Raw genomic sequence first — 21,787 nt, forward strand, 5'->3', positions numbered from 1 at the left:
CGGACGCGCCGCGCGCACCCTGGCGAACGACTCAGCTCCCTTGCAGATAGCGGCAGTTAACCGGAACGGCTGAATAGTCGGACCGGCGTGGAGCGAAAGCGATGATCCTCGACGAATTTCCCCCGGAACCCCGTAACTTTCCCGTTCGCCATTCTTTGATCCCGACGACGACGGGGCAGCACCCCTCGAACGGCATTTCAGAGAGGTATCTCCATCATGCTCAAGAAGTCTCTGGCGACCATCGGCCTCGCCGCCGCCTCGCTGGCCGCGGTGTCCACCCCCGCCGTCGCGATCGGCAACGCGGACGGTTCCTCCGGCTCCATCCAGGGCAACGGCGGCACCAACGCCACCGGCACCTGGGGCGACCACAGCCCCAACTACCACATGCTGGACAACCCCAACATCTGCCTGCCGGAGATCCACAACATCGGCGTCGCGGTGCTGGGTGTGGCCGTTCCGGTGGAGGTCGCCGCGCTCAACAACCAGCCCCAGCAGACCTGTGTGATCGGCCAGAGCACCCAGGGCAGCGGCGACGGTGGCGTCTCCCACCTGATCGGCTGACGTGCCGTCATCTCCCCGCGCGGAGCCCCGCTCCGCGCCGCCCCACCCGTCCGTCCGTTCCCCCGGCCGGACGGCCGCCCCGGCGCGAGCCATGCGCGGGGGCACCGCTCCACTCCATCAGATCCGAAAAGGAATGACCCCATGATCAAGAAGGCTCTCGCCGCCGCCGGCGTCTTCGCCGCCGGTCTCGCCATGACCGCCTCCCCCGCGATGGCGATCGGCGACGCGGACGGCTCCGCCGCCTCGCTGCAGGGCAACGGCGGCACCAACGCCACCGGCACCCAGGGCGACAACAGCCCGAACAACCACGTGCTGGACAACCCGAACATCTGCCTGCCGGAGATCGACAACATCGGTGTCGGCGCCCTCATCGGCATCGTCATCCCGGTCAAGGCCGACGTTCTGGACAACCACCCGACCCAGACCTGCGACGTGGGCCAGACCACCCAGGGCAGCGGCGACGGTGGCGTCAGCCACCTGATCGGCTGATCTCCCAGCCGCAGCCGACCGCCGGGTCCGGGGCCAACCCCACGGGCCCGGCGGTTCCCTGTCTCCGGCCGCACCCGGCCCGGTCGTCCGCGGCGCGATCGGGTGATCGGGGAGCCGGTGGGCGCGTGCAGCACCCCTTCAGCCGCACCCCTGTGCTGACGTAGAGCCAGCATTCGACGCAGAGAGGAACTCTCATGAAGAGCAAGCTGGGCAAGGCCGCCGTCACCACCGCCGCCGCGCTCGCCCTGGCCGGCGTCGCCGCCCCCGCCTACGCGTCCGTCGCCGTCGGCGGCGGCGGGAAGGGCGTCATCACCGCCGACGAGCCCTTCGTCGCCGGCGGCGGTGGCGGCTTCGCCGCGACCACCAACATCCTCGCCGCGGGCGGCGGCGGTGGCTGGGCCACCTCCACCGCGGTCGGCGGCGGCGGTGGCGGCATCATCGCCATGAACTGACCGCGCGTCAGCAGCGAGAAGGGCGCGGGCACCGTTCTCCGGTGCCCGCGCCCTTCGGCGTCCACGACCCTCGGTCAGCGGATCAGGCGGGCGGCCTCGGTGGCCCAGTAGGTGAGGATCTGCTCGGCGCCGGCCCGGCGGATCGAGGTCAGCGTCTCCAGGATGATCCGCTCGCGGTCGACCCAGCCGTTGGCCGCGGCGGCCTCCACCATCGCGTACTCGCCGGACACCTGGTACGCGGAGACCGGCACCGGGGAGAGGTCGGCGACCTGGCGCAGGATGTCCAGGTAGGCCATCGCGGGCTTGACCATCACCATGTCGGCGCCCTCGGCGAGGTCCTGCTCCAGCTCGCGGAGCGACTCGCGGGCGTTCGCCGGGTCCTGCTGGTAGGACTTGCGGTCGCCCTTCAGCGAGGAGCCGACGGCCTCCCGGAACGGGCCGAAGAACGCGGAGGCGTACTTCGCGGTGTAAGCGAGGATGCCGACGTCCTGGTGGCCCGCCCCGTCCAGCGCCCGGCGGATCACCGCGACCTGACCGTCCATCATCCCGGACGGGCCGACCAGGTGGACGCCCGCGTCGGCCTGCACCACGGCCATCTCGGCGTAGCGCTCCAGGGTGGCGTCGTTGTCGACCGAGCCGTCCTCCGCGAGGACGCCGCAGTGGCCGTGGTCGGTGTACTCGTCCAGGCACAGGTCGGACATCACCACCAGGGCGTCGCCGACCTCGGAGACCACGTCGCGGATGGCGAGCTGCAGGATGCCCTCGGGGTTGGTGCCCTCGGAGCCGATCGCGTCCTGCACCTCGGGGACGCCGAACAGCATGATGCCGCCCACGCCCGCCTCGGCGGCCTCGACGGCGGCCCGGCGCAGGGTGTCGCGGGTGTGCTGGACGACCCCCGGCATCGAGGTGATCGGCTTCGGCTCGGCGATGCCCTCGCGGACGAACGCCGGCAGGATCAGCTCGGCCGGGTGCAGCCGGGTCTCTGCGACCAGGCGGCGCATCGCGGGGGTGGAGCGCAGGCGGCGCGGGCGGACGGACGGGAATTCGGCGGACACTTCGAAGGCTCCCTGAGTCACGGAAAAGACGTCAGGGGGAGGCGTCAGGCCTCCCCCTGACGGAGGGTCAGCGCGCCTTGCGGCGCGAACCGGGGCGGCGTTCGCTCGGCCGGTAGACCGGCTCGCCCGCCGCGGTGGCGGCGTCCCGGCGGGTGGCCCCGAAGTCGGCCAGCGCCTGGGCGAGCGCGGACGCGGACGGGGCCGGGGCCATCACGTCGACCCGCAGGCCGTGCTCCTCCGCCGTCTTGGCGGTGGCCGGGCCGATGCAGGCGATGACGGTCACGTTGTGCGGCTTGCCGGCGATGCCGACCAGGTTCCGGACGGTCGAGGACGAGGTGAACAGCACCGCGTCGAAACCGCCGCCCTTGATCGCCTCGCGGGTCTCGGCCGGCGGCGGCGAGGCGCGCACCGTCCGGTACGCCGTCACGTCGTCGACCTCCCAGCCGAGTTCGACCAGGCCGGCCACCAGGGTCTCGGTGGCGATGTCGGCGCGCGGCAGCAGCACCCGGTCGATCGGGTCGAACACCGGGTCGTACGGCGGCCAGTCCTCCAGCAGGCCGGCGGCGGACTGCTCGCCGGACGGCACCAGGTCGGGCTTCACGCCGAAGTCGACCAGCGCCTGCGCGGTGGTCTCGCCGACCGCCGCGACCTTGATGCCGGCGAACGCCCGGGCGTCCAGGCCGTACTCCTCGAACTTCTCCCGGACGGCCTTGACGGCGTTCACCGAGGTGAAGGCGATCCACTCGTAGCGTCCGGTGACCAGGCCCTTGATGGCCCGCTCCATCTGCTGCGGGGTGCGCGGCGGCTCGACCGCGATGGTCGGCACCTCCTGCGGCACCGCGCCGTACGAGCGCAGCTGCTCGGACAGGCCGTGGGCCTGCTCCTTGGTGCGCGGCACCAGTACGTTCCAGCCGAACAGCGGCTTGGTCTCGAACCAGGAGTGCGAGGCGCGGTGGGCGACCTGCTCGCCCACCACGGCTATCACCGAGGTCGCCGGGTCCACCGGGGCGGACACCGGCGAGGGCAGCACCCGGGCGGCCTTCAGGTCGGCGGCGATCGCCGCCAGCGTGGAGGTGAAGGTGCGCTGCCGGGTGGTGGTGCCGGACAGCGTCGCGGACAGCGCCGCATCGGGCTTGCGGCCGTGCGCCACCAGGGCGTTGGCGGTCGCCGGCAGCTGGCCCAGCGTGGTGCGCACCACCAGCGTGGTCTCGGGCGCGCCCAGGTCGACCAGCTGGCCGCCGAGCAGCGCCTCGCCGTCCACGAAGCGGACGTCCGCGCCCTGGTCGCCGCGGAGCGGCACGCCCGCGTAGGCGGGCACGCCCACCGACTGGGCGACGCCGGGGACGACCTCGAACGGCACGCCGGCCTTGGCGCAGCGCAGCATCTCCTGGGCGGCGCAGCCGTCCAGGCCGGGGTCGCCGTCGACGGTGCGGACCAGGTGGCGGCCGGCCTTGACCGCGTCGGCGGCCAGGTCGGACAGCTCCTTGCCGGCCTCGGCCGGGTCGAGCACCTGGACGCCGCTGGGGCAGTGGGTGCGCACCGCGGCGGCGGTCAGCGGGTCGGCGATCAGCACGTCTGCGGTGCTGAGCACGTCGACGGCGCGCAGGGTGAGCAGTCCGGGGTCGCCGGGGCCGGCGCCGAGGAAGGTGCAGCGCCCTGCGGGCGGGTGGAAACCGGCGGCGGTCATCGGGCGCGCTCCCCCATCAGGTTGGCCGCTCCGGAGTCGAGCAGCCGGCTGGCCAGGGCGCGGCCCAGGGCCGCGGCCTGCTCCTCGGCGGTCTCGTCGGGGACGAGCGGGCCGTTGGCGGACATCTTGAGCAGTTCGGCGCCATCGGTGGTGCCGACCACGCCGTCCAGGCGCAGTTCGGTGCCGGCCCAGACGGCCAGCGCGGCGACCGGCGCGGAGCAGCCGGCCTCCAGGGTGGCCAGCAGGGCGCGCTCGGCGACCACGGCGGCCCGGGTGGGGGCGTGGTCGAGCCGGGCCAGCACGGCGGCCAGGGTCGGGTCGACGCACTCGACGGCCAGTGCGCCCTGCCCGGGGGCGGGCAGCATCAGCGCGGTGTCGAGGTGCTCGGTGATCTCGGCGTGGCGGCCGAGCCGGTTCAGTCCGGCGGTGGCCAGCACCACGGCGTCGAGTTCGCCGGAGGTGACGTAGTTGATGCGGGTGTCGACGTTGCCGCGGATGGCGACGGTCTCCAGGTCCGCTTCGTGGGCCCGGGCCCAGGCGTTGAGCTGGGCCATCCGGCGCGGGGAGCCGGTGCCGACCCGGACGGTGCGGCCGCCGGCCTTGCCGACCAGTTCGGCCAGGGTGAGGCCGTCGCGGGCGACCAGGGCGTCCCGGACGTCCTCGCGCTCGGGGACGGCGGCCAGCAGCAGCCCGGCGGGGGCGGCGGTGGGCAGGTCCTTGAGCGAGTGGACGGCCAGGTCGATGCGGCCCTCCAGCAGGGCGTCGCGCAGCGCGGAGACGAACACACCGGTGCCGCCGATCTGCGCCAGCGACTCCCGGGAGACGTCCCCGTAGGTGGTGATCTCGACCAGCTCCACCCGGCGGCCGGTGATCTTGGCCACCTCCTCGGCGACCATGCCCGACTGGGCCATGGCGAGGGCGCTGCGGCGGGTGCCGAGGCGCAGCGGCGTCACTGTCTCTGGACCATTCATGAGGTGATCGTCCTGGTCGTGCTGGGGGGCTGACGGGGTGTTCATCTGGGTGCTCCGGCGGGCGGGGCGACGGCGGCCTGGGCGGCTGGGATGCCGCCCGCCGGGATCGAGGATCCGTTCTGGGCGCCGATCGGGGTGCCGGAGACAGCGTGCACTGCCGCGGGGTCCAAGTCGAACAGCTCGCGCAGGGCTTCCGCGTAGGAGGCTCCGCCGGGTTCGGCGGCGAGCTGCTTGACCTTGACGGTCGGGGCGTGCAGCAGTTTGTCGACCACCCGGCGCACGGCCTGCGAGATCTCCGCGCTGGAGCGCTCGTCCAGGTCGGGCAACCGGGAGGTGAGCCGGGCGAGTTCGCTGCGGACCACCTCGGAGGCCATGGCGCGCAGGGCGACCACGGTGGGGGCGATCCGGGCGGCGCGCTGCGCCTGGCCGAAGGCGGTGACCTCGTCGCCGACGATGGTGGTCACGGCGTCCACGTCGCCGGCGCCGGGGGTGGCGGCGTGCGCGTGGGAGAGGCTCTCCAGGTCGACCAGCAGCGCACCGTCGAGTTCGCGGACGGCGTGGTCGATGTCCCGGGGCATGGCGAGGTCGAGGAAGGCGAGCGGCTGCCCGGCGTCCCGCGCGGCGAGTGCGGCGGCGACCGCGGGGGCGTCGATGACGGTGCCGGCCGCGCCGGTGCAGGAGATCACCAGGTCGACGTCGGCGAGCGCCTTCGGGACGTCGGCGAGGTCCAGGGTGCGGGTGGCGCCGCCGAGGATCTCGACCAGGCGTTCGGCGCGGGCCGGGGTGCGGTTGGCGATCCGCAGGTCGGCGACGCCGGCCCGGACCAGGGTGGCGGCGGCCAGCGAGCTCATCGAGCCCGCGCCGACCACCAGGGCGCGCTTGCCGGCGATCGGGCCGGCGCCGGCGGCGACCTGCTCCAGGCCGAAGGTGACCAGCGACTGGCCGGCCCGGTCGATGCCGGTCTCGCTGTGCGCGCGCTTGCCGACCCGGAGGGCCTGCTGGAACAGCTCGTTGAGGCCGCGGCCGGCGGTGTGCTCGTCCTGGGCCTTGGCCAGGGCGTCGCGCAGCTGGCCGAGGATCTGGCCCTCGCCGACGACCATCGAGTCCAGGCCGCAGGCCACCGAGAACAGGTGGTGGACGGCGCGGTCCTCGTAGTGCACGTACAGGTGCGGGGTGAGTTCGTCGAGGTCGACGCCGCTGTGCCCGGCGAGCAGCTGGGACAGCTCGGCGACGCCGGCGTGGAACTTGTCCACGTCGGCGTACAGCTCGATCCGGTTGCAGGTGTTGACCAGCGCGGCCTCGGCGACGGTCGCCGAGGCGGCGGCGTCGTGCAGCAGCCGGGTCGGGGACTCGCCGGTGAGCGCGGCGCGCTCCAGCACGCCGACCGGAGCGGTCCGGTGGCTCAGACCGACTACCAGAAGACTCATGCCCCCACCTCGTCGTGACGGATGTTCGTGCTCACGCCGGCATCACCGCGGACAGGTCGTCGTCCGGGCCCTTGGCGCCCTTGGCGGCCGGGGTGCTCTTCGCCTGGTCGGCGGCCTTGCCGCCGCCGGCCGCGCGGCGCAGCTTGGCGGCGGCGGCGCGGACCGGCCCGGGGGCGCGGTCGAGCACCGAGTCGCCGGCGGACGGCTCGTCGCCGGCCTTGCGCTGCTCGTGGAAGGCGAGGATCTGCAGCTCGATCGACAGGTCGACCTTGCGCACGTCCACGCCGTCCGGAACGGTCAGCACGGTCGGGGCGAAGTTCAGGATGCTGGTGACGCCGGCCTCGACGAGGCGGTCGCAGACCTGCTGGGCGGCGCCCGGCGGGGTGGTGATGACGCCGATGGAGACGTGCTGGGTGACGACGATGTCCTCCAGCTCGTCCATGTGCCGGACCGGCAGGCCGGCCGCGGTGCTGCCGACCACGTTGGGGTCGGCGTCCAGCAGGGCGGCTACCCGGAACCCGCGGGAGGCGAAACCGCCGTAGTTGGCGAGCGCGTGGCCGAGGTTGCCGATGCCGACGATGACGACCGGCCAGTCCTGGGTGAGGCCGAGCTCGCGGGAGATCTGGTAGACGAGGTACTCCACGTCGTAGCCGACGCCGCGGGTGCCGTAGGACCCCAGGTAGGAGAAGTCCTTGCGGAGCTTGGCGGAGTTCACGCCGGCGGCGGCGGCCAGCTCCTCGGAGGAGACGGTCGGCACGGAACGCTCGGACAGCGCGGTCAGCGCCCGCAGGTAGAGCGGGAGGCGGGCCACGGTCGCCTCCGGGATGCCCCGCGCGCGCGAGGTCCGGCGCGCGGCGCCCGGGTCGGGCGTCTGCGAACTGCTGGGTGAGGGTCGGCCGATTGCCACGTTGCTCCTGTGGGTGAAGCTGGGCTTGGACCGCCAGGCTATGCGTTTGTGAACGTGTGCACAAAGATGGTGTCCGATTTGTCCCCGAACAGTGACACGCATCACTCGTAACCCGCCGCGCCGATCAGCGGACGCGGCCCTTCCACTCCGGCCGGCCACGGACCCAGCGGGGCCCACCGGCGCAGCAGCGACACCTGCCCCCGCGAACGGGCCGGGCCCATCCGCGGCCACGGCACCGCGGCGGCCGCCGGCACCGGCTCCTCCGCCGGGGCGCCGGTGCGCAGGCAGTGCCGCAGCAGTTCGACGGTGGCCTGCGCGTCGCCGAGCGCGGTGTGCGCGGGGAACCAGCCGAGCCCGGCCGCCTCCACGCACGCGGACAGCCCGAAGCCGCCCGCCTGCGGCAGCAGCCGCCGGGCCAGCCGCATCGTGCACAGCGCCGGCACCGGCGGCAGCACCACGCCGATCCGCGCGAACTCCCGCTCCAGGAACGCCCGGTCGCAGGTCACGTGGTGTCCGACCAGCACCCGGCCGGCCAGCAGCTCCAGCAGCGCCGGCGCGATCTGCCGGAACCGGGGCGCGCCGACCACGTCCTCCTGCGCTATCCGGTGCACGTGCGTCGGCCCGACCGGCCCGACCGGGTCGAGCAGCGTGGCGAACTCCCGCTCGGTGCGCAGCGCGGCGTCCAGCTGCACCACGGCGACCTCGACCACCCGGTGGCGCCAGGGGCTACGACCGGTGGCCTCGACGTCGACGACGGCATAGCCGCTCATCGAGCCCTCCTCCTGCACGGCCCCCGGCGGACACGGAAAACCGTTCGATGGTAAGCCGGGCCCCGGGCGAACTCCTAGGACGATCTCCGTCGAGCGCCTACGAAGGACCGCCCGGGCAGGCCGGTGCGAGGAGGGTCACACCGGCCGCGCGGTCAGGCCAGCGCCTTGCGCAGCCGCTGCTCGTCGACCCGCCAGAAGTCGTGCTGGCGCCCGTCGATCAGGGCCACCGGGATCTGCTCGGCGTACTGCTCGTACAGCGCCGGGTCCTGCAGGATGTCCTTCTCCTCGAAGCCGACGCCGAGCTCGCCGGTCACCTTGAGGATCACCGCGCGGGCGTCCTCGCACAGGTGGCAGCCGGGCTTGCCGATCAGCGTCACGGTGATCTCGGCCGGGTTCTTCTTCGCACGTCGCAGCAGGCTCACGGAGTCATTGTGCCGCCGCACACGCGCCGGGCAGGACGCCCCCCGTTCACCGGTGCGGCACTCCGCGGACACGGGGCCGGACGTCCCGGCTGACTATGCTCGTCGCATGGCAGCGCTGCGAAGGCTCACCAGGTCAAGGCGTTCCACCGACGAACGGACCGCCCTGGCGGGCGAGGCCGCGGCCGACGCCGCCCAGGAGCAGCTCGCCCCGGACGGCGCGGAGCCCGCCCGGCCCAAGGCCCCGGAGGGCGACCACACCCCGGTGCCCGGCGACGTCCGGGCCGCCGCGTTCTTCGACTGCGACAACACCATCCTGCGCGGCGCCGCGATCTTCTACCTCGGCGTCGGCCTGTACCGGCGGCGCTTCTTCACCCGCCGCGACCTGGTCCGGTTCGCCTGGCAGCAGGCCGCGTTCCGGCTGCGCGGCGCGGAGAACCCCGAGCACATCGCCGACGCCCGGGACAGCGCGCTCGGCCTGGTCGCCGGCAAGCGCACCGCCGACCTGGAGCGGATCTGCGAGGAGATCTTCGAACCGGTGCTGGCCGAGAAGGTCTGGCCCGGCACCCGCGCCCTGGTGCAGATGCACCTGGACGCCGGCCAGCGGGTCTGGCTGGTCACCGCCGCCCCGCAGGAGGTGGCCCGGCTGATCGCCCGCCGGCTCGGCATGACCGGCGCGCTCGGCACCGTCGCCGAGACCCGCGACGGCGAGTACACCGGCCGGCTGGTCGGCGGCATGCTGCACGGGCCCGCCAAGGCCGCCGCCGTGCAGGCGCTGGCCCGCCGCGAGCACCTCGACCTGTCCCGCTGCGCCGCGTTCAGCGACTCCGCCAACGACATCCCGATGCTCAGCCTGGTCGGCCACCCGTACGTGATCAACCCGGACGCGGCGCTGCGCCGGCACGCCCGGGCGATGGGCTGGCGGGTGCGGGACTTCCGCACCGGGCGCAAGGCCGCCCGGATCGGCGTTCCCGCCGCGGCCGCGCTCGGCGTGGCGGCCGGGGCGACCGCCGCCGCGGTGGCGATCCGCCGCCGGCAGCGCGCCTGACCCGGCGTCAACTCGCGTTCCCCGCGCACGTCAACCGGCTGCCGCCGACACGCCGCGCACGGGTGGACCCGGCCCGCCGCGCGGCCCGGCCGGACCCCCTCCCGGGTGACGGCCCCGGAGGCCCCCGGCCGGTGACCGGAACTGATCGTTCGACAGACCGGCAAAGTCGTGGGTTGGAACCGCCGCGACCGGGGAAACCCCGGCCTTCCGGCACCGTTCGGTCACCGGACGCGCACAACTGGTCACATTGAGCCCCGGGGTCGGCGTCAACTCCGGTCATCGACAGGTGATTATGCGCAAGAAGTGGACCTCATCCGACCACTTCGACCACGCGGTGTAGCTGTCATTGCACAAAGCGTTATTCTCTCCTGGTGCACGCCACCCCAAGCGTCCCCGTGACGGGTGGTCAGTGCGGCGTGCTCTCCGCACAGGCGGAGGTGATCCGTCCACAGTTCTGCCTCTGGGAGTCCCGTGTACCCACCCGTCCGGAACGACGCGCCAGCCAACTCCCGCCCGTCGACCGCCAGTCTGCGCCGCGGTGTGCGCCTGGAGCGACTGTGGGCCGCGATCCGCGAGTTCGAACTGATGGTCCCCCGGCCCGCGTTGGCCGGCGCCTCGGCAGCCCCCGCCGCGTTCGCCGGGCCGCTGCTGCGCTCCACCGCGCCGGGCTCCACCGCCGCGGGCAGCCCGGCCGCCGACCGGCGCGGCCGCACCGTCCCCTCCCCGGGACGCGCGGCCGCTCCCGCACCGCCCCCGCCGGCCCCGGCTACGACACCGAGCACAACCCCGTCGTCGACCTGGTCGAGCGCGCCCAGAACGGCGAGAGCGAGGCCTTCGGCCGGCTCTACGACCACTACGCCGACACCGTGTACCGGTACATCTACTACCGGGTCGGCAGCCGGGCCACCGCCGAGGACCTCACCAGCGAGACCTTCCTGCGCGCGCTGCGCCGGATCGGCACCTTCACCTGGCAGGGCCGCGACTTCGGCGCCTGGCTGGTCACCATCGCCCGCAACCTGGTGGCGGACCACTTCAAGTCCAGCCGGTTCCGGCTGGAGGTCACCACCGGCGAGATGCTCGACTCCAACGAGTGCGAGCGCAGCCCCGAGGAGTCGGTGCTGGAGTCGCTCTCCAACGCCGCCCTGCTGGACGCGGTGCGCCGGCTCAACCCGCAGCAGCAGGAGTGCGTCACGCTGCGCTTCCTGCAGGGGCTGTCGGTCGCCGAGACGGCCCGGATCATGGGCAAGAACGAGGGCGCCATCAAGACGCTCCAGTACCGGGCGGTGCGCACGCTGGCCCGCCTGCTGCCGCCCGACGCCCGCTGACCCGCCGTGGACGACACGCCCGACAGACCCCCGCCCGCCCGCACCGCGCCGGACGCGCCGTCAACCCGCCCCGCGCGCCTGCCCGTCCGGGTGAGGGAGCGGTCATCTGCTCTGCTTAATACGCCAGGGGGGTCGTGCGTAACCGACTCCCGACACCGCTCGTTGGCCAGCGTGCAATCCGCCACCGGGCCCGCAGTCAAGTGGGATCTCGAACTGTCACCCGATGGTGTGGTTTCGGCCTGTCGGGACAACCAACCGACGGGCCACGGTGTCGAAAACGACGAAGGGAGGTGTGGCCCGTGACGGCAAACGTGCTGGAGCACCGGCGGGCGAAGTCCTTCGCCGAGGCGCTGGAGGCCCACCAGAGTGACCACCGGAGCAGCGGCGCGCACCGGGCCGGCTCCGCCGCCATGACCGAGCTGCTCGCCACGGCCGACGCCCTCGGTGCGCTGCCCGCCCCCGAGCTCTCCGCCGAGACGCGGACGGTCCAACGCGCCCGGCTGATGGCCGCGTTCGAGCAGCAGTGGGCCGACGGCACCCCCACCGCGGTCATCCCCCTCCAGCGCGGCAGGCGCTCCCGGCGCACCCGCTGGGGCCGCCGCCTCGCCATCGGCGGGCTGGTCGCCGGCGTCGCCGTCGGCTCCCTCGCCGGGGCCGCCGCCGCGTCCACCAGCGCCATGCCGGGGGACGCCCTCTACGGCATGAAGCGCGGCCTCGAAGGGCTCCGCCTCGACCTGGCCGACAACGACTCCGAGCGCGGCGCCCTGCTCCTCCAGCAGGCCTCCACCCGGCTGGACGAGGCGCAGACCCTGCTCGGCCGCACCGACCCCGGCAGCGGCCTCAGCCCCGCCACCGTCGACCAGGTCCGCCGCGCCCTCGACGACATGCACGCCGAGGCCCTGCGCGGCCGCGACCTGCTGCGCGCCGTCTACCGCTCCAACGGCTCGCTCGCCCCGATGCGGGAACTCGCCGGCTTCGCCGGGCAGGACGAACGCTGGACGGCCCTGCAGTCCCGGCTGCCGTCCGGCCTCACCACCCAGGCCGACAAGGTCGACCGCCTGTTCAGCGAGATGAGCGAGGACGTCGCCCCGCTCCGGCTGATCCAGCCGACCGCCCAGACCGGCGACGGCGGCGCCACCGGCGGCAGCAGCACCGGCACCGGCCCGCAGCAGCCCGGCAGCGGCTCCACGGGCACCGGGAGCGGCACCGGCCGCGCGCCGGGCGGCACGCCCAGCTCGCACGCCAGCCCGGCGGCCACCCCGCCCGCCCAGCCCGGCCTGGGCGACCTGCTGGGCAGCCTCACCGGCGCCACGCCCGCACCGGCCACCACGCCGGCCCCGGGCAGCACCCCGCGCCGTCGGGCTCCCCCACCGCGCCCGCGGACGGCCTCCAGGGGCTCAACCTGCCGCCGCTCATCCCGGGCCTGCTGCCGGGGCTCACCCTCGGCTGACCCGGCCCGGTCCCCCGCGCCCGCACCGGGGCGCGGGGGGACCGCCGGCCCGCGGTGACGGCCCGTCAGCCGAAGACGGACCGCCGCTGCACCAGCAGCTTGTACAGCGTGTGCTGGATGGTCTCCCGGACCTGGTCGGTCAGGTTGAACACCAGCATCGGATCGTCGGCCGCTTCCTTCGGGTAGCTGTCCGTCGGGATCGGCTCGCCGAACTGGATGGTCCACTTGGTCGGCAGCGGGATCGCGCCGAGCGGGCCCAGCCACGGGAACGTCGGCGTGATCGGCACGTACGGCAGGCCGAGCAGCCGGGCCAGCGTCCTGAAGTTGCCGATCATCGGGTAGGTCTCCTCCGCCCCGACGATCGAGCACGGCACGATCGGCACCCCGGCCCGCAGCGCGGACGCCACGAACCCGCCGCGGCCGAAGCGCTGCAGCTTGTACCGGTCCGCGAAGGGCTTGCCGATGCCCTTGAAGCCCTCCGGCCAGACCCCGACCACCTCGCCGCGCTCCAGCAGCGTCTGCGCGTCCTCGTTGCAGGCCAGCGTGTGCCCGGCCTTCCGGGCCAGCTCGTTGACCACCGGCAGCACGAACACCAGGTCCGCGGCCAGCATCCGCAGGTGCCGGTCCGCGTGGTCGTGCACCGCGACCTGCGTCATCAGCGCGTCCAGCGGAATCGTGCCGGAGTGGTTGGCGACGATCAGCACCCCGCCCTCGGCCGGGATGTGCTCGGTGCCGCGGACCTCGATCCGGAAGTACTTCTCGGCCAGCGGTCGGAGCAGCGCGAGGAACACCTCCTCGGTCAGCTCCCGGTCGAAGCCGAAGTCGTCGACCTCGTAGTCGCCCGTCAGGCGGCGGCGCAGGAAGCCGAGTCCGGAGGCGGCGCGCTGCTCCCAGCCCTTGCCGAGCAGCTTGGTCGCGGTCGCGCCGAGCTGGCCGGAGAGCGCCGCGCCGACGCCGTCGGCCAGCCGGTCGGCGAGCGCCGGGCGCGGCTCCGGGCCGGACCAGCTCGGCGCGGACTCGATCGGGATGACCTTGGCCGCCGGGTCGGCGGGCTCCCGGGCGGCTGTCATCGCGGCCTCAACTCCTCGGGGTCGGTGGGGCGGTGGTCGGCGAGCAGGGCGGTGAGCCGGTCGGTGACGGCGGTCAGCCGGGCCGGCGGCAGCGGGCCGGGCGTGACGTGAGCGGCGAAGTCGGCGAACGCCTCGGGGGTGGTCCAGCGCGGCGTGAAGCCGAACGTCCCGCGCAGCTGCGCGGTGTCCACCACCCGTCCGTGGGTGAGCAGTTGGAGCTGTTCCTGGGAGAACGCGCGGTCCGCCGGGGCGGTCAGCTGCCGGGCCAGCTGGGCGACCACGCCGAGCGCGGGCCGCAGCAGCGGCACGGTCGGCCGGCCCAGCCGGCGGGCGCACTGGGAGAGCAGCAGCACGCCGTCGCCCGCCACGTTGTAGGTGCCGGTCGGCGCGTCCAGCGCGGCCAGCCGCAGCACCTCCACGGCGTCGTCCTCGTGGACGAACTGCAGGCGCGGGTCGTGGCCGAGCGCGGTCGGCAGCAGCGGCAGCCGGAAGTACGCGGTCAGCGGGGTGTCGCCGTCCCGGCCGAGGATGTTGGCGAACCGCAGCACCGTCACCGCGACGTCGGGGCGGCGGCGGGCGAACCCCCGGACGTAGCCCTCGACCTCGACGGCGTCCCGGGCGAAGCCGCCGGCCGGCACCGCCTTCGGCTGCATCCGCTCGCCGAACACCGCCGGGTCGCGCGGGGCCGAGCCGTAGACGGCGGTGGTGGACTTGACCACCAGCCGGCGCACCCCCGGGGCCTTCTGGCAGGCGCCGAGCAGCTGCATGGTGCCGATGACGTTGGTCTCCTTCACCAGCGCCCGGCCGCCGTGGCCGAGCGAGGTGACGTTCAGGTGCACCACGGTGTCGACGTCGTACTCGGCGATCACCCGGGCGATCGCCGGGCGCCGCAGGTCGACCTGCGCGTACCGGACCCCGAGCGGCAGCGCCGCCGGCGGCGGGCCCGCGTCCACCCCCACCACCACGTCCACGCCGGGCTGTTCGGCGATCTGCCCGGCGAAGCGCGCACCCAGCCGGTGCGCGACGCCGGTGACGAGCACGACCTTGCCCACGTTGCCGCGACCTCCCTGGCTGCCGATGCTGCCTTCCCCCTGGCCTGCACCGTACCGCGCCGCGGTCACGGGAGCGGAAACGCCACTGCCCGCCCCCGGAAATCATCCGGGGGCGGGCAGTGGTGCACAGTCGGCGCCAGTTCTTCCTGCGTCGCTGAACGCGCCTGCGGGGCTGACCCCCGCGTGAGCGAGGATGACGCCGAGCAGTGCTACTTCTTGTTGCGACGCTGAACGCGGGTCCTCTTCAGAAGCTTGCGGTGCTTCTTCTTGGCCATACGCTTGCGACGCTTCTTGATGACAGAGCCCACGGAACATTCCTCGCTCACTCGGACCCGCGCCCGTGAGGAACGGGAGTCCATACGACTGACGGAGGGCCTAGCCTACCGTCCACCTCGCGTTTGCCGTAATCGGTGTCCCGTGGCGGTTGTCCGCGGCTGCGGAGCTACGCGCTCTGCAGCCGCACGTAGGACTCCTGGAGGTATTCGTGCACCTTCTGCTCGGGCACCCGGAACGAGCGTCCGACCCTGATGGCCGGAAGTTCGCCGCTGTGCACCAGGCGGTAGACCGTCATCTTCGAGACCCGCATCACCGAGGCGACCTCGGCGACGGTCAGGAAGACCACATCCTGCAGGGGACGCTCGCTCATGACCCTCACCCGACCCTTACCCGTGTGCAAGGCACCGGCTTCCCCTCCGGTGACTCCACCGGCACACGTGTATCCCCAGAGTAGTTATGGGTGGTACGGGTGGGAAGAGGGGGGCCGTCAACTGTTGTACGGTGCGAGGTCCGCCCGTTGCAGTACGTAGTCACTCAGCGGTCTGTAGCAGGACGGGCCCGAACCGTCCTCCAGCGGGACCACCACGCTCACCAGGCCGTCGGCCTCGGCGGCGAACGGGGCGACGTCGTTGCAGTCCGCGATGCCCCCGGCCGGGATGCCGAGGCGGCCGGCCCCGCAGAGCCAGCCGTGGTCGCCCAGGACCAGGTCGGGCGGGGGTGGCCGGCGTCGGCGAGGGCGGTCAGGGCGAGCCGGACCGGCAGCGGGGAGTGGGTGTGCGCGAGGTCGCCGGGGCCCGGGCGGCCGGGGCGTTCCGGGCCGTCCAGGGCGCGCATCACCAGCACCCGGTCGACCGTGTCGAGGTAGCGGGGGCGGTCACCGTCAGGAGTGGGCTCACGGAAGCGCACGCCCCGCGCAGGGGTGCGCACGGGGCAGCCGGCCGCTTCGAGCGCCCTGACGAGCGCCGCGTGGAAGCGGGTCAGCCGGGTCGGGTGCCCGGTGCCGGCCAGCACGCTGCCGCGCCGGTCGGCGGTGCGGCGCAGCAGCAGGGCGAGCCGGTCCAGGGCGGCGACGGTGAGGTCCGGGTCGATCGAGTCGGGGCCCTCGGTGTACCGGGGGTCCGGGTTCACGCCGACGCGTTCGGCCATCAGCCGCAGCACCGCGTCCTGGTCGCGGCGGGGCTCCGGGGCGAGGCCCATCAGCGCCTTGGGGTCGCCCTGGGCGAACAGCCGGTAGTGCCGCAGGTTGTTCTGCCGGGGCGTCGGCACGTCGTGGCCGGCCAGGCGGTGCTTCAGCAGGTGGGCGCGGAGCTCGTCGCGGGCCGTCACGGGATCAGTCCGTGGTGCGGGAGGACGGCCCGGCGGGTGGCCAGGATCGCCTGGTCGAGCCGGTCGGCGGGGTCGTAGCCGCCGTCGTGGAAGTCCGTCCAGTGCGGGGTGACGCCGTCGGTCATCCGCAGCGGGGCGGGGCGGCGGGTCAGCCGGTAGACCTCGGCCCGCCAGTCGGCCGGGGTCTCGGTGGCCGGGTCGAGCGGCTGCCCGGCGGCGGTCGCCACCAGGTGGGTCCAGGTGCGGGGCACCACGTCGACCACCGCGTACCCGCCACCGCCGGTGGCCACCCAGCGGCCGTCGGCGTGCTCGTGGGCCAGCCGGTGCACCGCTTCGGCGATCAGGCGCTGGGCGTCCACGGTGACCGCGAGGTGCGCGAGCGGGTCCTCGACGTGGGTGTCCGCGCCGTGCTGGCTGACGATCACCTGCGGGCGGAACGCGGCCAGCAGCTCCGGCACGAGGGCGTGGAAGGCGCGCAGCCAGCCGGCGTCGCCGGTGCCGGCCGGCAGGGCCAGGTTGGCGGCGGTGCCCTCGGCGTGCGGGCCGCCGGTCTCGGTGGCCCAACCCGTCTGCGGGAACAGCGTGCTGGGGCTCTCGTGCAGGGAGACGGTGAGCACCCGGGGGTCGTTCCAGAACGCCTGCTGGACGCCGTCGCCGTGGTGGACGTCCACATCGACGTAGGCGACCCGCTCCGCGCCCAGCTCCAGCAGGCGGGCGATCGCCAGCGCGGGGTCGTTGTAGATGCAGAACCCGGACGCCTGGCCGGGCATCGCGTGGTGCAGGCCCCCGGCGAAGTTGACGGCGTGCGGGGTCCGGCCCTGCCAGACCGCCTCGGCGGCGGCCACCGACTGGCCGGCGATCAGCGCCGAGGCGGTGTGCAGGGCCGGGAACGACCAGTTGTCGTCGGTGCCGAGTCCGTGCGCGGGGTCGGTGGCGGCGGGGTCGGCGGCGGCGCGCTTCACGGCGTCCACGTAGTCGGCGGTGTGCACCAGGCGGAGCGTGGAGTCGCCGGCGGCGGGGGCGGAGCGGAGCTCGACGGCGGGGTGCCGGGTCAGGCCGAGGGACTCGATCAGACGCATCGTCAGGGCGAGACGGGTCGGGTCCATGGGGTGGCCCGGGCCGAAGTCGTAGCCGGTTTCGGCTTCGTCCCAGAAGAGGTGCAGTCCGCAAGTTTCCGCCATGCGCACACGGTATCCGGCGGGGGCGCGGCCCGGCCGACGGCGGGGCGGTCGCGGCCGCCCGCGCAGGGCGCGCTCTCGTGCGGGTCGTCGACGGGGCGCGGTCTTTCCCCGGGTCAGCTTCCGCTCCGCGCGGTTCCTCGCGCCCCTGGTGTCGCACTCGCCTGCGCCTCCGGGTTCGCGCTCGCCCGCGTCGGGGCGAAGTGCCGGGCCAGCGGAATGATGGCGAGGATCATCAGCATGGGGGCGCAGAAGGCCCAGCGGTAGGTGGAGAGTTCGGCGAGGGTGCCGACCAGGGGGGAGCCGATGAGGAAGCCGACGTAGTTGAAGAGGTTGAGGCGGGCGACGGCGGCGTCGCTCGCGTGCGGGAGGAGGCGGCCGCCGGCGGCGAAGACCTGGGGGATGATCGCGCAGATGCCGAAGCCGAGGACGGTGAAGCCGAGGATGCCGGCCCAGCCGGCGGGGGCGAGGGCGGCGATCAGGAAGCCGGCGCCGGCCAGGCTCGCGCCGGTGCGGACGACGGGTATCGCGCCGAAGCGCTGGACGGCCCGGTCGCCGACGGCGCGGCCGAGCAGCATGGCGACCATGTAGCCGAGGTAGGAGAGCTTGGCGAGGTCCTCGCGGCTGCCGAGGCCGTCGGTGAGGTACTTGACGCTGTAGTTGGAGACCGAGGCGTCGGCGATGTAGGCGAAGGCCATCGCGGCGCACAGCGGGAGCAGGGGCCGCCAGGGGATGCGGCGGGCGGCGAGTTCGGCGGCTTCCCGGACGGCGTCGCCGAGTTCGGCGGGCCCGGCGAACCGGCGCCCGACGACGAGGGCGGCGGGGACGAGGACGATGGCGGCGCCGCCGAACAGCACGGGCAGTCCGGCGTCCCAGTGCGCGCCGAGGCCGGCGAGGGTGGCGCCGAGGATGCCGCCGAGGCTGAACGCGGCGTGGAAGCCGATCATGATGCTGCGGCCGTAGCAGTGCTGGAGGCCGACGCCGAGCATGTTCATGGAGGCGTCGAGGGCGCCGACCAGGAGGCCGAACAGGCCGAGGGCGATGGCGAGTTGCCAGAGTTGGCTGCCGAGGCCGGTGAGCGCGAGGGTGAGGCAGAGGGCGGGTTGGACGACGCGCAGGACGCCGCGGGCGGTGGTGCGCTTGACCAGGGTCTCGGAGCCGATGGAGCCGACGCCGGCCAGGATCGGGACGGCGGCGAGGAAGACCGGCAGCAGGGAGTCGCTGAGGCCGTAGCGGTCCTGGAGTTCGGGGATGCAGGTGACCAGCAGGGCGAAGGTGGTGCCCTGGAGGAGGAAGGAGAGGGCGAGTGCGGCGCGTGCCTGCCGGAGTCGCGGGGTGGGGTCGGCCGTGGCCGTGACCTGCATCGGGACCTCGCTCACCACCGACGCTACCGGCCGGTACGAAGGACGTTGGCCAGAGCGTAGGGGGTGGGCGGCGTCGGCGGGAGGGGTCGGACGCGATCAGTTCAGCAGGTCGGTCGCCCGTTCCAGGTCGGTGTAGAGGCCGGTGGCCCCGGCGGCGGTGAGCGTGGCGGGGTCGGTGAGCGCGGCGTAGCCGTAGACGTCCATGCCGGCGGCGCGGGCGGCCAGGACGCCGTTGCGGGTGTCCTCCAGGACGAGGCAGCGGGCCGGGTCGGCGCCCATGGTGCGGGCGGCGTGCAGGAACAGGTCGGGCGCGGGCTTGCCGATGCCGACGTCCTGGGCGGAGAAGAGCAGCTCGTCGGTGAAGTAGCCGGACAGGCCGGTGAGCCGGTGCGCGGTGCGGATCCAGGAGTGGTGGGCGGAGGAGGCGACGCAGTAGCGGATGCCGTGCTCCTGGACGCTCGTCAGGAACTTCTCGGCGCCGGCCACCGGCCGGAGTTCGGTCGCGAAGGCGGCGAACACCCGGTCGTGGAAGAGGTCGTCGAAGCCCTCGGGGAGGGTGGCGCCGAAGCGTGCGGCGACCACGTCGTGGACGTGGTGCGCGGCGGTGCCCATGAAGTCGCGGTAGGAGTCCTCGACGGTGCAGGGGAAGCCGAGTTCGGTGAGGTACTCGGCGAGCACCCGGTTGGCGATCGGCTCGCTGTCCACCAGCACGCCGTCGTTGTCGAGGATCAGCAGGTCGTAGCTCACGTCGTCCCAGACTACTTTCCGCCGGTGGCGAGTTCCCGGGAGCGGTCCCGGGCCGCTTCGAGGGCGCCGAGCAGCGCGGCCCGGACGCCGTGGTTCTCCAGTTCGCGGATGGCGGCGATGGTGGTGCCGGCCGGGGAGGTGACGGCCTCGCGGAGCTTGACGGGGTGTTCGCCGGAGTCGCGGAGCATCACCGAGGCGCCGATCGCGGACTGCACGATCAGCTCGTGGGCGACCTGGCGGGGCAGGCCGAGCAGGATGCCGGCGTCGATCATCGCCTCGACCAGGAAGTAGAAGTAGGCGGGGCCGGAGCCGGACAGCGCGGTGGCGGCGTCCTGCTGGTTCTCGGGGACGCGCAGCGCCTTGCCGACCGAGCGGAAGATCGCCTCGGTGCGGGCCAGGTGGGCCTCGGTGGCGTGCGAGCCGCCGGAGATGACGCTCATGCCCTCGTCGACCAGGACGGGGGTGTTGGGCATGACGCGGACCACGGGGGTGCCGGGGGCGAGGCGTTCCTCGAACCAGGCGGTGGGGATGCCGGCGGCGGCGGAGACGATCAGCTTGTCGGCGGCGACGTGTTCGGCGAGTTCGTCGAGCAGGGTGCCCATGTCCTGCGGCTTGACGGCGAGGATCAGGGTGTCGGCGAGCTTGGCGGCCTCGGCGTTGGTGGCGGTGGTGACGCCGTAGCGGTCGGCGAGTTCGGTGGCGCGCTCGGGGCGGCGGGCGGTGATCAGGACGTCGGCCGGGTCGGCTCCGGCCCGCAGCAGGCCGGAGAGCAGCGCTTCGCCGATCTTGCCGGTGCCGAGGAAGGCGATCTTCTGGCCGGCGGTGGTGGTGTTGCTCATGGAGGCCCTCCGTGCGCTGCGGTTCCTGGCCGCCATCTTGCCCCGGAACGCCTCCGCTCCGGCGGAGGCGTCCATCCTGCGGGCGGTCAGTCGGCGTCCTCGTCGGGGACGACGCCGAGGACGAACTCGGCGTCGCGGACGGTCTCCTCGGTGATCCGGACGCCGGTGAGCCGTTCGGCGAGCGCGTAGAACGCCGAGTGCGGGCCGGCCACGGGCTCGGTGTACCAGCCGACCTCGCGCAGCAGTTGGTCGAGGGCGCGGGGAGTGCTGCCGTGGGCCCACTCGGGGTGTTCGAAGGAGGTGAGCAGTTCGCCGTCGCGGTAGTGGTGGAACTGGTGGATGGGCTTGCCGCCGTTGCTGTCGCAGGTGACGGTGGCGCCGCCCGCGGAGAGGGCCGGCAGGTGGCGGCCGACGCCGACGCCGGAGTCGAGGGCGAGCAGCAGCGTCCAGTCGCCGCCGTGGCCGGGGACGGTGACGGCGGCGGCCGTGAAGGAGGCGTCCTGGTAGTCGTCGACCCATTCGAGCAGTTCCTGCTGGCAGTCGAGGAAGTCGTCGAAGCCGTCGCCGGCGCCCTGCGGGACGGCGCCGATGGTGTCCAGCACCTGCTGCGGGGTGCGGCCGCGCACCAGGGTGAGGGAGTAGCCGTCCCGGTGGCACTGGCCGAACCACGGGGAGTCGTGGAGCCAGGCGTAGTCCTGCGCGGTCGGAGTCATCGGGCCAGTGTGCCGGGCGGGGCCGACAGGGCGTCACCCGCCGGACGGGGGGCGTTGGCCCGTAGGGGGAATCTCAGGGGCCCGGACACTGGATTCCGGGGCGGGCGAGGAGCACCGTTGAGGCATGGGACACGGAGAGTTGTCAGGACGTGAGAGCCGCCAGGTCGCCGTCGCCGCGGCGACGCTCGGGCCGTGGCGGACGGCGACGGCGGTGGGTGCGGTGGTCGGTGGCGCCGCGCTCGCGGTGGATGTGGTGACCGGTCACTGGTCGATGGACATCCTGGCGGGGCCGGTGGGCCTGGCGCTGTTCTTCTTCTTCCTGGTCGGCACGGTCGGCGGCCGGCTGCGGCGACCGGCGACCGGCGGCTGCGCCGTTGGGCGGACGAGCACCCGTGGCAGTCGGCGCTGCCGGCGGCCGGGGCGCTGCTGGTGCTGAACACCTTCGCGCTGTGGCTGCTGGGCAGTTGGGGCCTGTTCGGGGCGCTGTTCACGTCCTTGCTGCCGGCCGGCGTGCTGCTGGTGGTGGCGGGCGTGGTGGGCTCGGTGAAGGCAGCCCGCCGCACGTAGTCGGCGCGGCCCCGGAAGCCACCCCCGGAAGCCGACCCCCGGTGTCGGGCGTGTCGGCGGTGGTCGGCATACTTCCGGCCGTGCCGACCATTGA

Annotated in this window: 24 protein-coding genes and 1 pseudogene; 8 read left to right on the top strand and 17 right to left on the bottom strand. The window is 73.9% G+C overall.

Annotated elements, in window-relative coordinates; translation table 11 throughout:
• Positions 1-216: 216 nt before the first annotated feature.
• From KCH_RS16140 to KCH_RS16150, 3 genes are all read left to right on the top strand, one after another.
• Positions 217-561, top strand: coding sequence for a hypothetical protein (locus tag KCH_RS16140; RefSeq protein ID WP_035863689.1), 345 nt, complete (start codon positions 217-219; stop codon positions 559-561).
• Between the two features lie 141 nt (positions 562-702).
• Positions 703-1,050 carry a hypothetical protein gene (locus tag KCH_RS16145; protein ID WP_051653123.1) on the top strand — a complete coding sequence of 116 codons (348 nt, stop codon included), beginning with the start codon at positions 703-705 and terminating at the stop codon, positions 1,048-1,050.
• A 194-nt stretch (positions 1,051-1,244) separates the two neighbouring features.
• Positions 1,245-1,502 (top strand): hypothetical protein, encoded by a 258-nt coding sequence (locus tag KCH_RS16150; RefSeq protein ID WP_035863691.1) that lies wholly within the window; start codon positions 1,245-1,247, stop codon positions 1,500-1,502.
• A 74-nt stretch (positions 1,503-1,576) separates the two neighbouring features.
• Here KCH_RS16150 and hemB read toward each other — a convergent pair whose 3' ends face one another.
• The 7 genes from hemB to KCH_RS16185 all read right to left on the bottom strand — a co-directional run bounded on the left by hemB (position 1,577) and on the right by KCH_RS16185 (position 8,741).
• Positions 1,577-2,557, bottom strand: coding sequence for a porphobilinogen synthase (gene hemB, locus KCH_RS16155; protein ID WP_035863693.1), 981 nt, complete (start codon positions 2,555-2,557; stop codon positions 1,577-1,579).
• Positions 2,558-2,624: 67 nt separating this feature from the next.
• Positions 2,625-4,244 (bottom strand): bifunctional uroporphyrinogen-III C-methyltransferase/uroporphyrinogen-III synthase, encoded by a 1,620-nt coding sequence (locus KCH_RS16160; RefSeq protein WP_035863695.1) that lies wholly within the window; start codon positions 4,242-4,244, stop codon positions 2,625-2,627.
• Positions 4,241-5,215, bottom strand: coding sequence for a hydroxymethylbilane synthase (gene hemC / locus KCH_RS16165; RefSeq protein ID WP_035872296.1), 975 nt, complete (start codon positions 5,213-5,215; stop codon positions 4,241-4,243). Before hemC ends, KCH_RS16160 begins: the two co-directional genes overlap by 4 nt.
• A gap of 41 nt (positions 5,216-5,256) precedes the next feature.
• Positions 5,257-6,642, bottom strand: a complete 1,386-nt coding sequence (locus tag KCH_RS16170; protein WP_035863697.1) for a glutamyl-tRNA reductase — start codon at positions 6,640-6,642, stop codon at positions 5,257-5,259.
• Between the two features lie 31 nt (positions 6,643-6,673).
• Complete coding sequence (locus KCH_RS16175) at positions 6,674-7,549, bottom strand: redox-sensing transcriptional repressor Rex (RefSeq protein WP_035863699.1); 876 nt, start codon at positions 7,547-7,549, stop codon at positions 6,674-6,676.
• Between the two features lie 101 nt (positions 7,550-7,650).
• Positions 7,651-8,319 (bottom strand): 3'-5' exonuclease, encoded by a 669-nt coding sequence (locus tag KCH_RS16180; RefSeq protein WP_035863702.1) that lies wholly within the window; start codon positions 8,317-8,319, stop codon positions 7,651-7,653.
• 152 nt (positions 8,320-8,471) lie between these two features.
• Positions 8,472-8,741, bottom strand: a complete 270-nt coding sequence (locus tag KCH_RS16185; RefSeq protein WP_244305339.1) for a glutaredoxin family protein — start codon at positions 8,739-8,741, stop codon at positions 8,472-8,474.
• A 106-nt stretch (positions 8,742-8,847) separates the two neighbouring features.
• On the opposite strand from KCH_RS16185, the gene KCH_RS16190 reads away from it, so the two are divergent.
• The 3 genes from KCH_RS16190 to KCH_RS16200 all read left to right on the top strand — a co-directional run bounded on the left by KCH_RS16190 (position 8,848) and on the right by KCH_RS16200 (position 12,619).
• Complete coding sequence (locus KCH_RS16190; RefSeq protein ID WP_035863704.1) at positions 8,848-9,786, top strand: HAD family hydrolase; 939 nt, start codon at positions 8,848-8,850, stop codon at positions 9,784-9,786.
• A 557-nt stretch (positions 9,787-10,343) separates the two neighbouring features.
• Positions 10,344-11,111, top strand: coding sequence for an ECF subfamily RNA polymerase sigma factor, BldN family (locus KCH_RS16195; RefSeq protein ID WP_084223662.1), 768 nt, complete (start codon positions 10,344-10,346; stop codon positions 11,109-11,111).
• A 299-nt stretch (positions 11,112-11,410) separates the two neighbouring features.
• The gene (locus KCH_RS16200; protein ID WP_157032069.1) at positions 11,411-12,619 is read left to right on the top strand and encodes a DUF5667 domain-containing protein; all 1,209 of its coding nucleotides are present in this window, start codon (positions 11,411-11,413) and stop codon (positions 12,617-12,619) included.
• A 7-nt stretch (positions 12,620-12,626) separates the two neighbouring features.
• On the opposite strand, the gene KCH_RS16205 is transcribed toward KCH_RS16200, so the two are convergent.
• From KCH_RS16205 to KCH_RS16245, 10 genes and pseudogenes are all read right to left on the bottom strand, one after another.
• Complete coding sequence (locus KCH_RS16205) at positions 12,627-13,631, bottom strand: lysophospholipid acyltransferase family protein (RefSeq protein ID WP_035863706.1); 1,005 nt, start codon at positions 13,629-13,631, stop codon at positions 12,627-12,629.
• Positions 13,628-14,683 (bottom strand): NAD-dependent epimerase/dehydratase family protein, encoded by a 1,056-nt coding sequence (locus tag KCH_RS16210; protein WP_035863708.1) that lies wholly within the window; start codon positions 14,681-14,683, stop codon positions 13,628-13,630. Before KCH_RS16210 ends, KCH_RS16205 begins: the two co-directional genes overlap by 4 nt.
• Positions 14,684-14,892: 209 nt before the next feature.
• Complete coding sequence (locus tag KCH_RS39670; RefSeq protein WP_425268772.1) at positions 14,893-15,042, bottom strand: 30S ribosomal protein bS22; 150 nt, start codon at positions 15,040-15,042, stop codon at positions 14,893-14,895.
• Positions 15,043-15,125: 83 nt separating this feature from the next.
• Positions 15,126-15,329, bottom strand: coding sequence for a helix-turn-helix domain-containing protein (locus KCH_RS16215; protein ID WP_035863710.1), 204 nt, complete (start codon positions 15,327-15,329; stop codon positions 15,126-15,128).
• Between the two features lie 117 nt (positions 15,330-15,446).
• Positions 15,447-16,285: pseudogene (locus KCH_RS16220) on the bottom strand (phosphatase).
• Positions 16,282-17,466 (bottom strand): acetoin utilization protein AcuC, encoded by a 1,185-nt coding sequence (locus KCH_RS16225; protein ID WP_035863713.1) that lies wholly within the window; start codon positions 17,464-17,466, stop codon positions 16,282-16,284. The pseudogene KCH_RS16220 and the gene KCH_RS16225 overlap by 4 nt, the downstream one beginning before the upstream one ends.
• A gap of 113 nt (positions 17,467-17,579) precedes the next feature.
• Positions 17,580-18,827 carry an MFS transporter gene (locus KCH_RS16230; protein ID WP_063750286.1) on the bottom strand — a complete coding sequence of 416 codons (1,248 nt, stop codon included), beginning with the start codon at positions 18,825-18,827 and terminating at the stop codon, positions 17,580-17,582.
• A gap of 96 nt (positions 18,828-18,923) precedes the next feature.
• The gene (locus KCH_RS16235) at positions 18,924-19,574 is read right to left on the bottom strand and encodes an HAD family hydrolase (RefSeq protein ID WP_035863715.1); all 651 of its coding nucleotides are present in this window, start codon (positions 19,572-19,574) and stop codon (positions 18,924-18,926) included.
• Between the two features lie 11 nt (positions 19,575-19,585).
• Positions 19,586-20,413 (bottom strand): pyrroline-5-carboxylate reductase, encoded by an 828-nt coding sequence (proC, locus tag KCH_RS16240; RefSeq protein ID WP_035872308.1) that lies wholly within the window; start codon positions 20,411-20,413, stop codon positions 19,586-19,588.
• Between the two features lie 86 nt (positions 20,414-20,499).
• Complete coding sequence (locus KCH_RS16245; protein ID WP_035863717.1) at positions 20,500-21,126, bottom strand: DUF6461 domain-containing protein; 627 nt, start codon at positions 21,124-21,126, stop codon at positions 20,500-20,502.
• 124 nt (positions 21,127-21,250) lie between these two features.
• Between KCH_RS16245 and KCH_RS16250 the strand changes: the two genes are divergently transcribed.
• Positions 21,251-21,562: a hypothetical protein gene (locus tag KCH_RS16250; protein WP_035863719.1), complete on the top strand. Its 312-nt coding sequence runs from the start codon at positions 21,251-21,253 to the stop codon at positions 21,560-21,562.
• On the top strand, positions 21,556-21,693 hold the full coding sequence (locus tag KCH_RS41365; RefSeq protein ID WP_157032070.1) for a hypothetical protein: 138 nt from the start codon (positions 21,556-21,558) through the stop codon (positions 21,691-21,693). Before KCH_RS16250 ends, KCH_RS41365 begins: the two co-directional genes overlap by 7 nt.
• Positions 21,694-21,787 lie beyond the last annotated feature (94 nt).

The organism is Kitasatospora cheerisanensis KCTC 2395, from assembly GCF_000696185.1.
In the GTDB taxonomy this organism is placed as follows: Bacteria; Actinomycetota; Actinomycetes; order Streptomycetales; family Streptomycetaceae; genus Kitasatospora; species Kitasatospora cheerisanensis.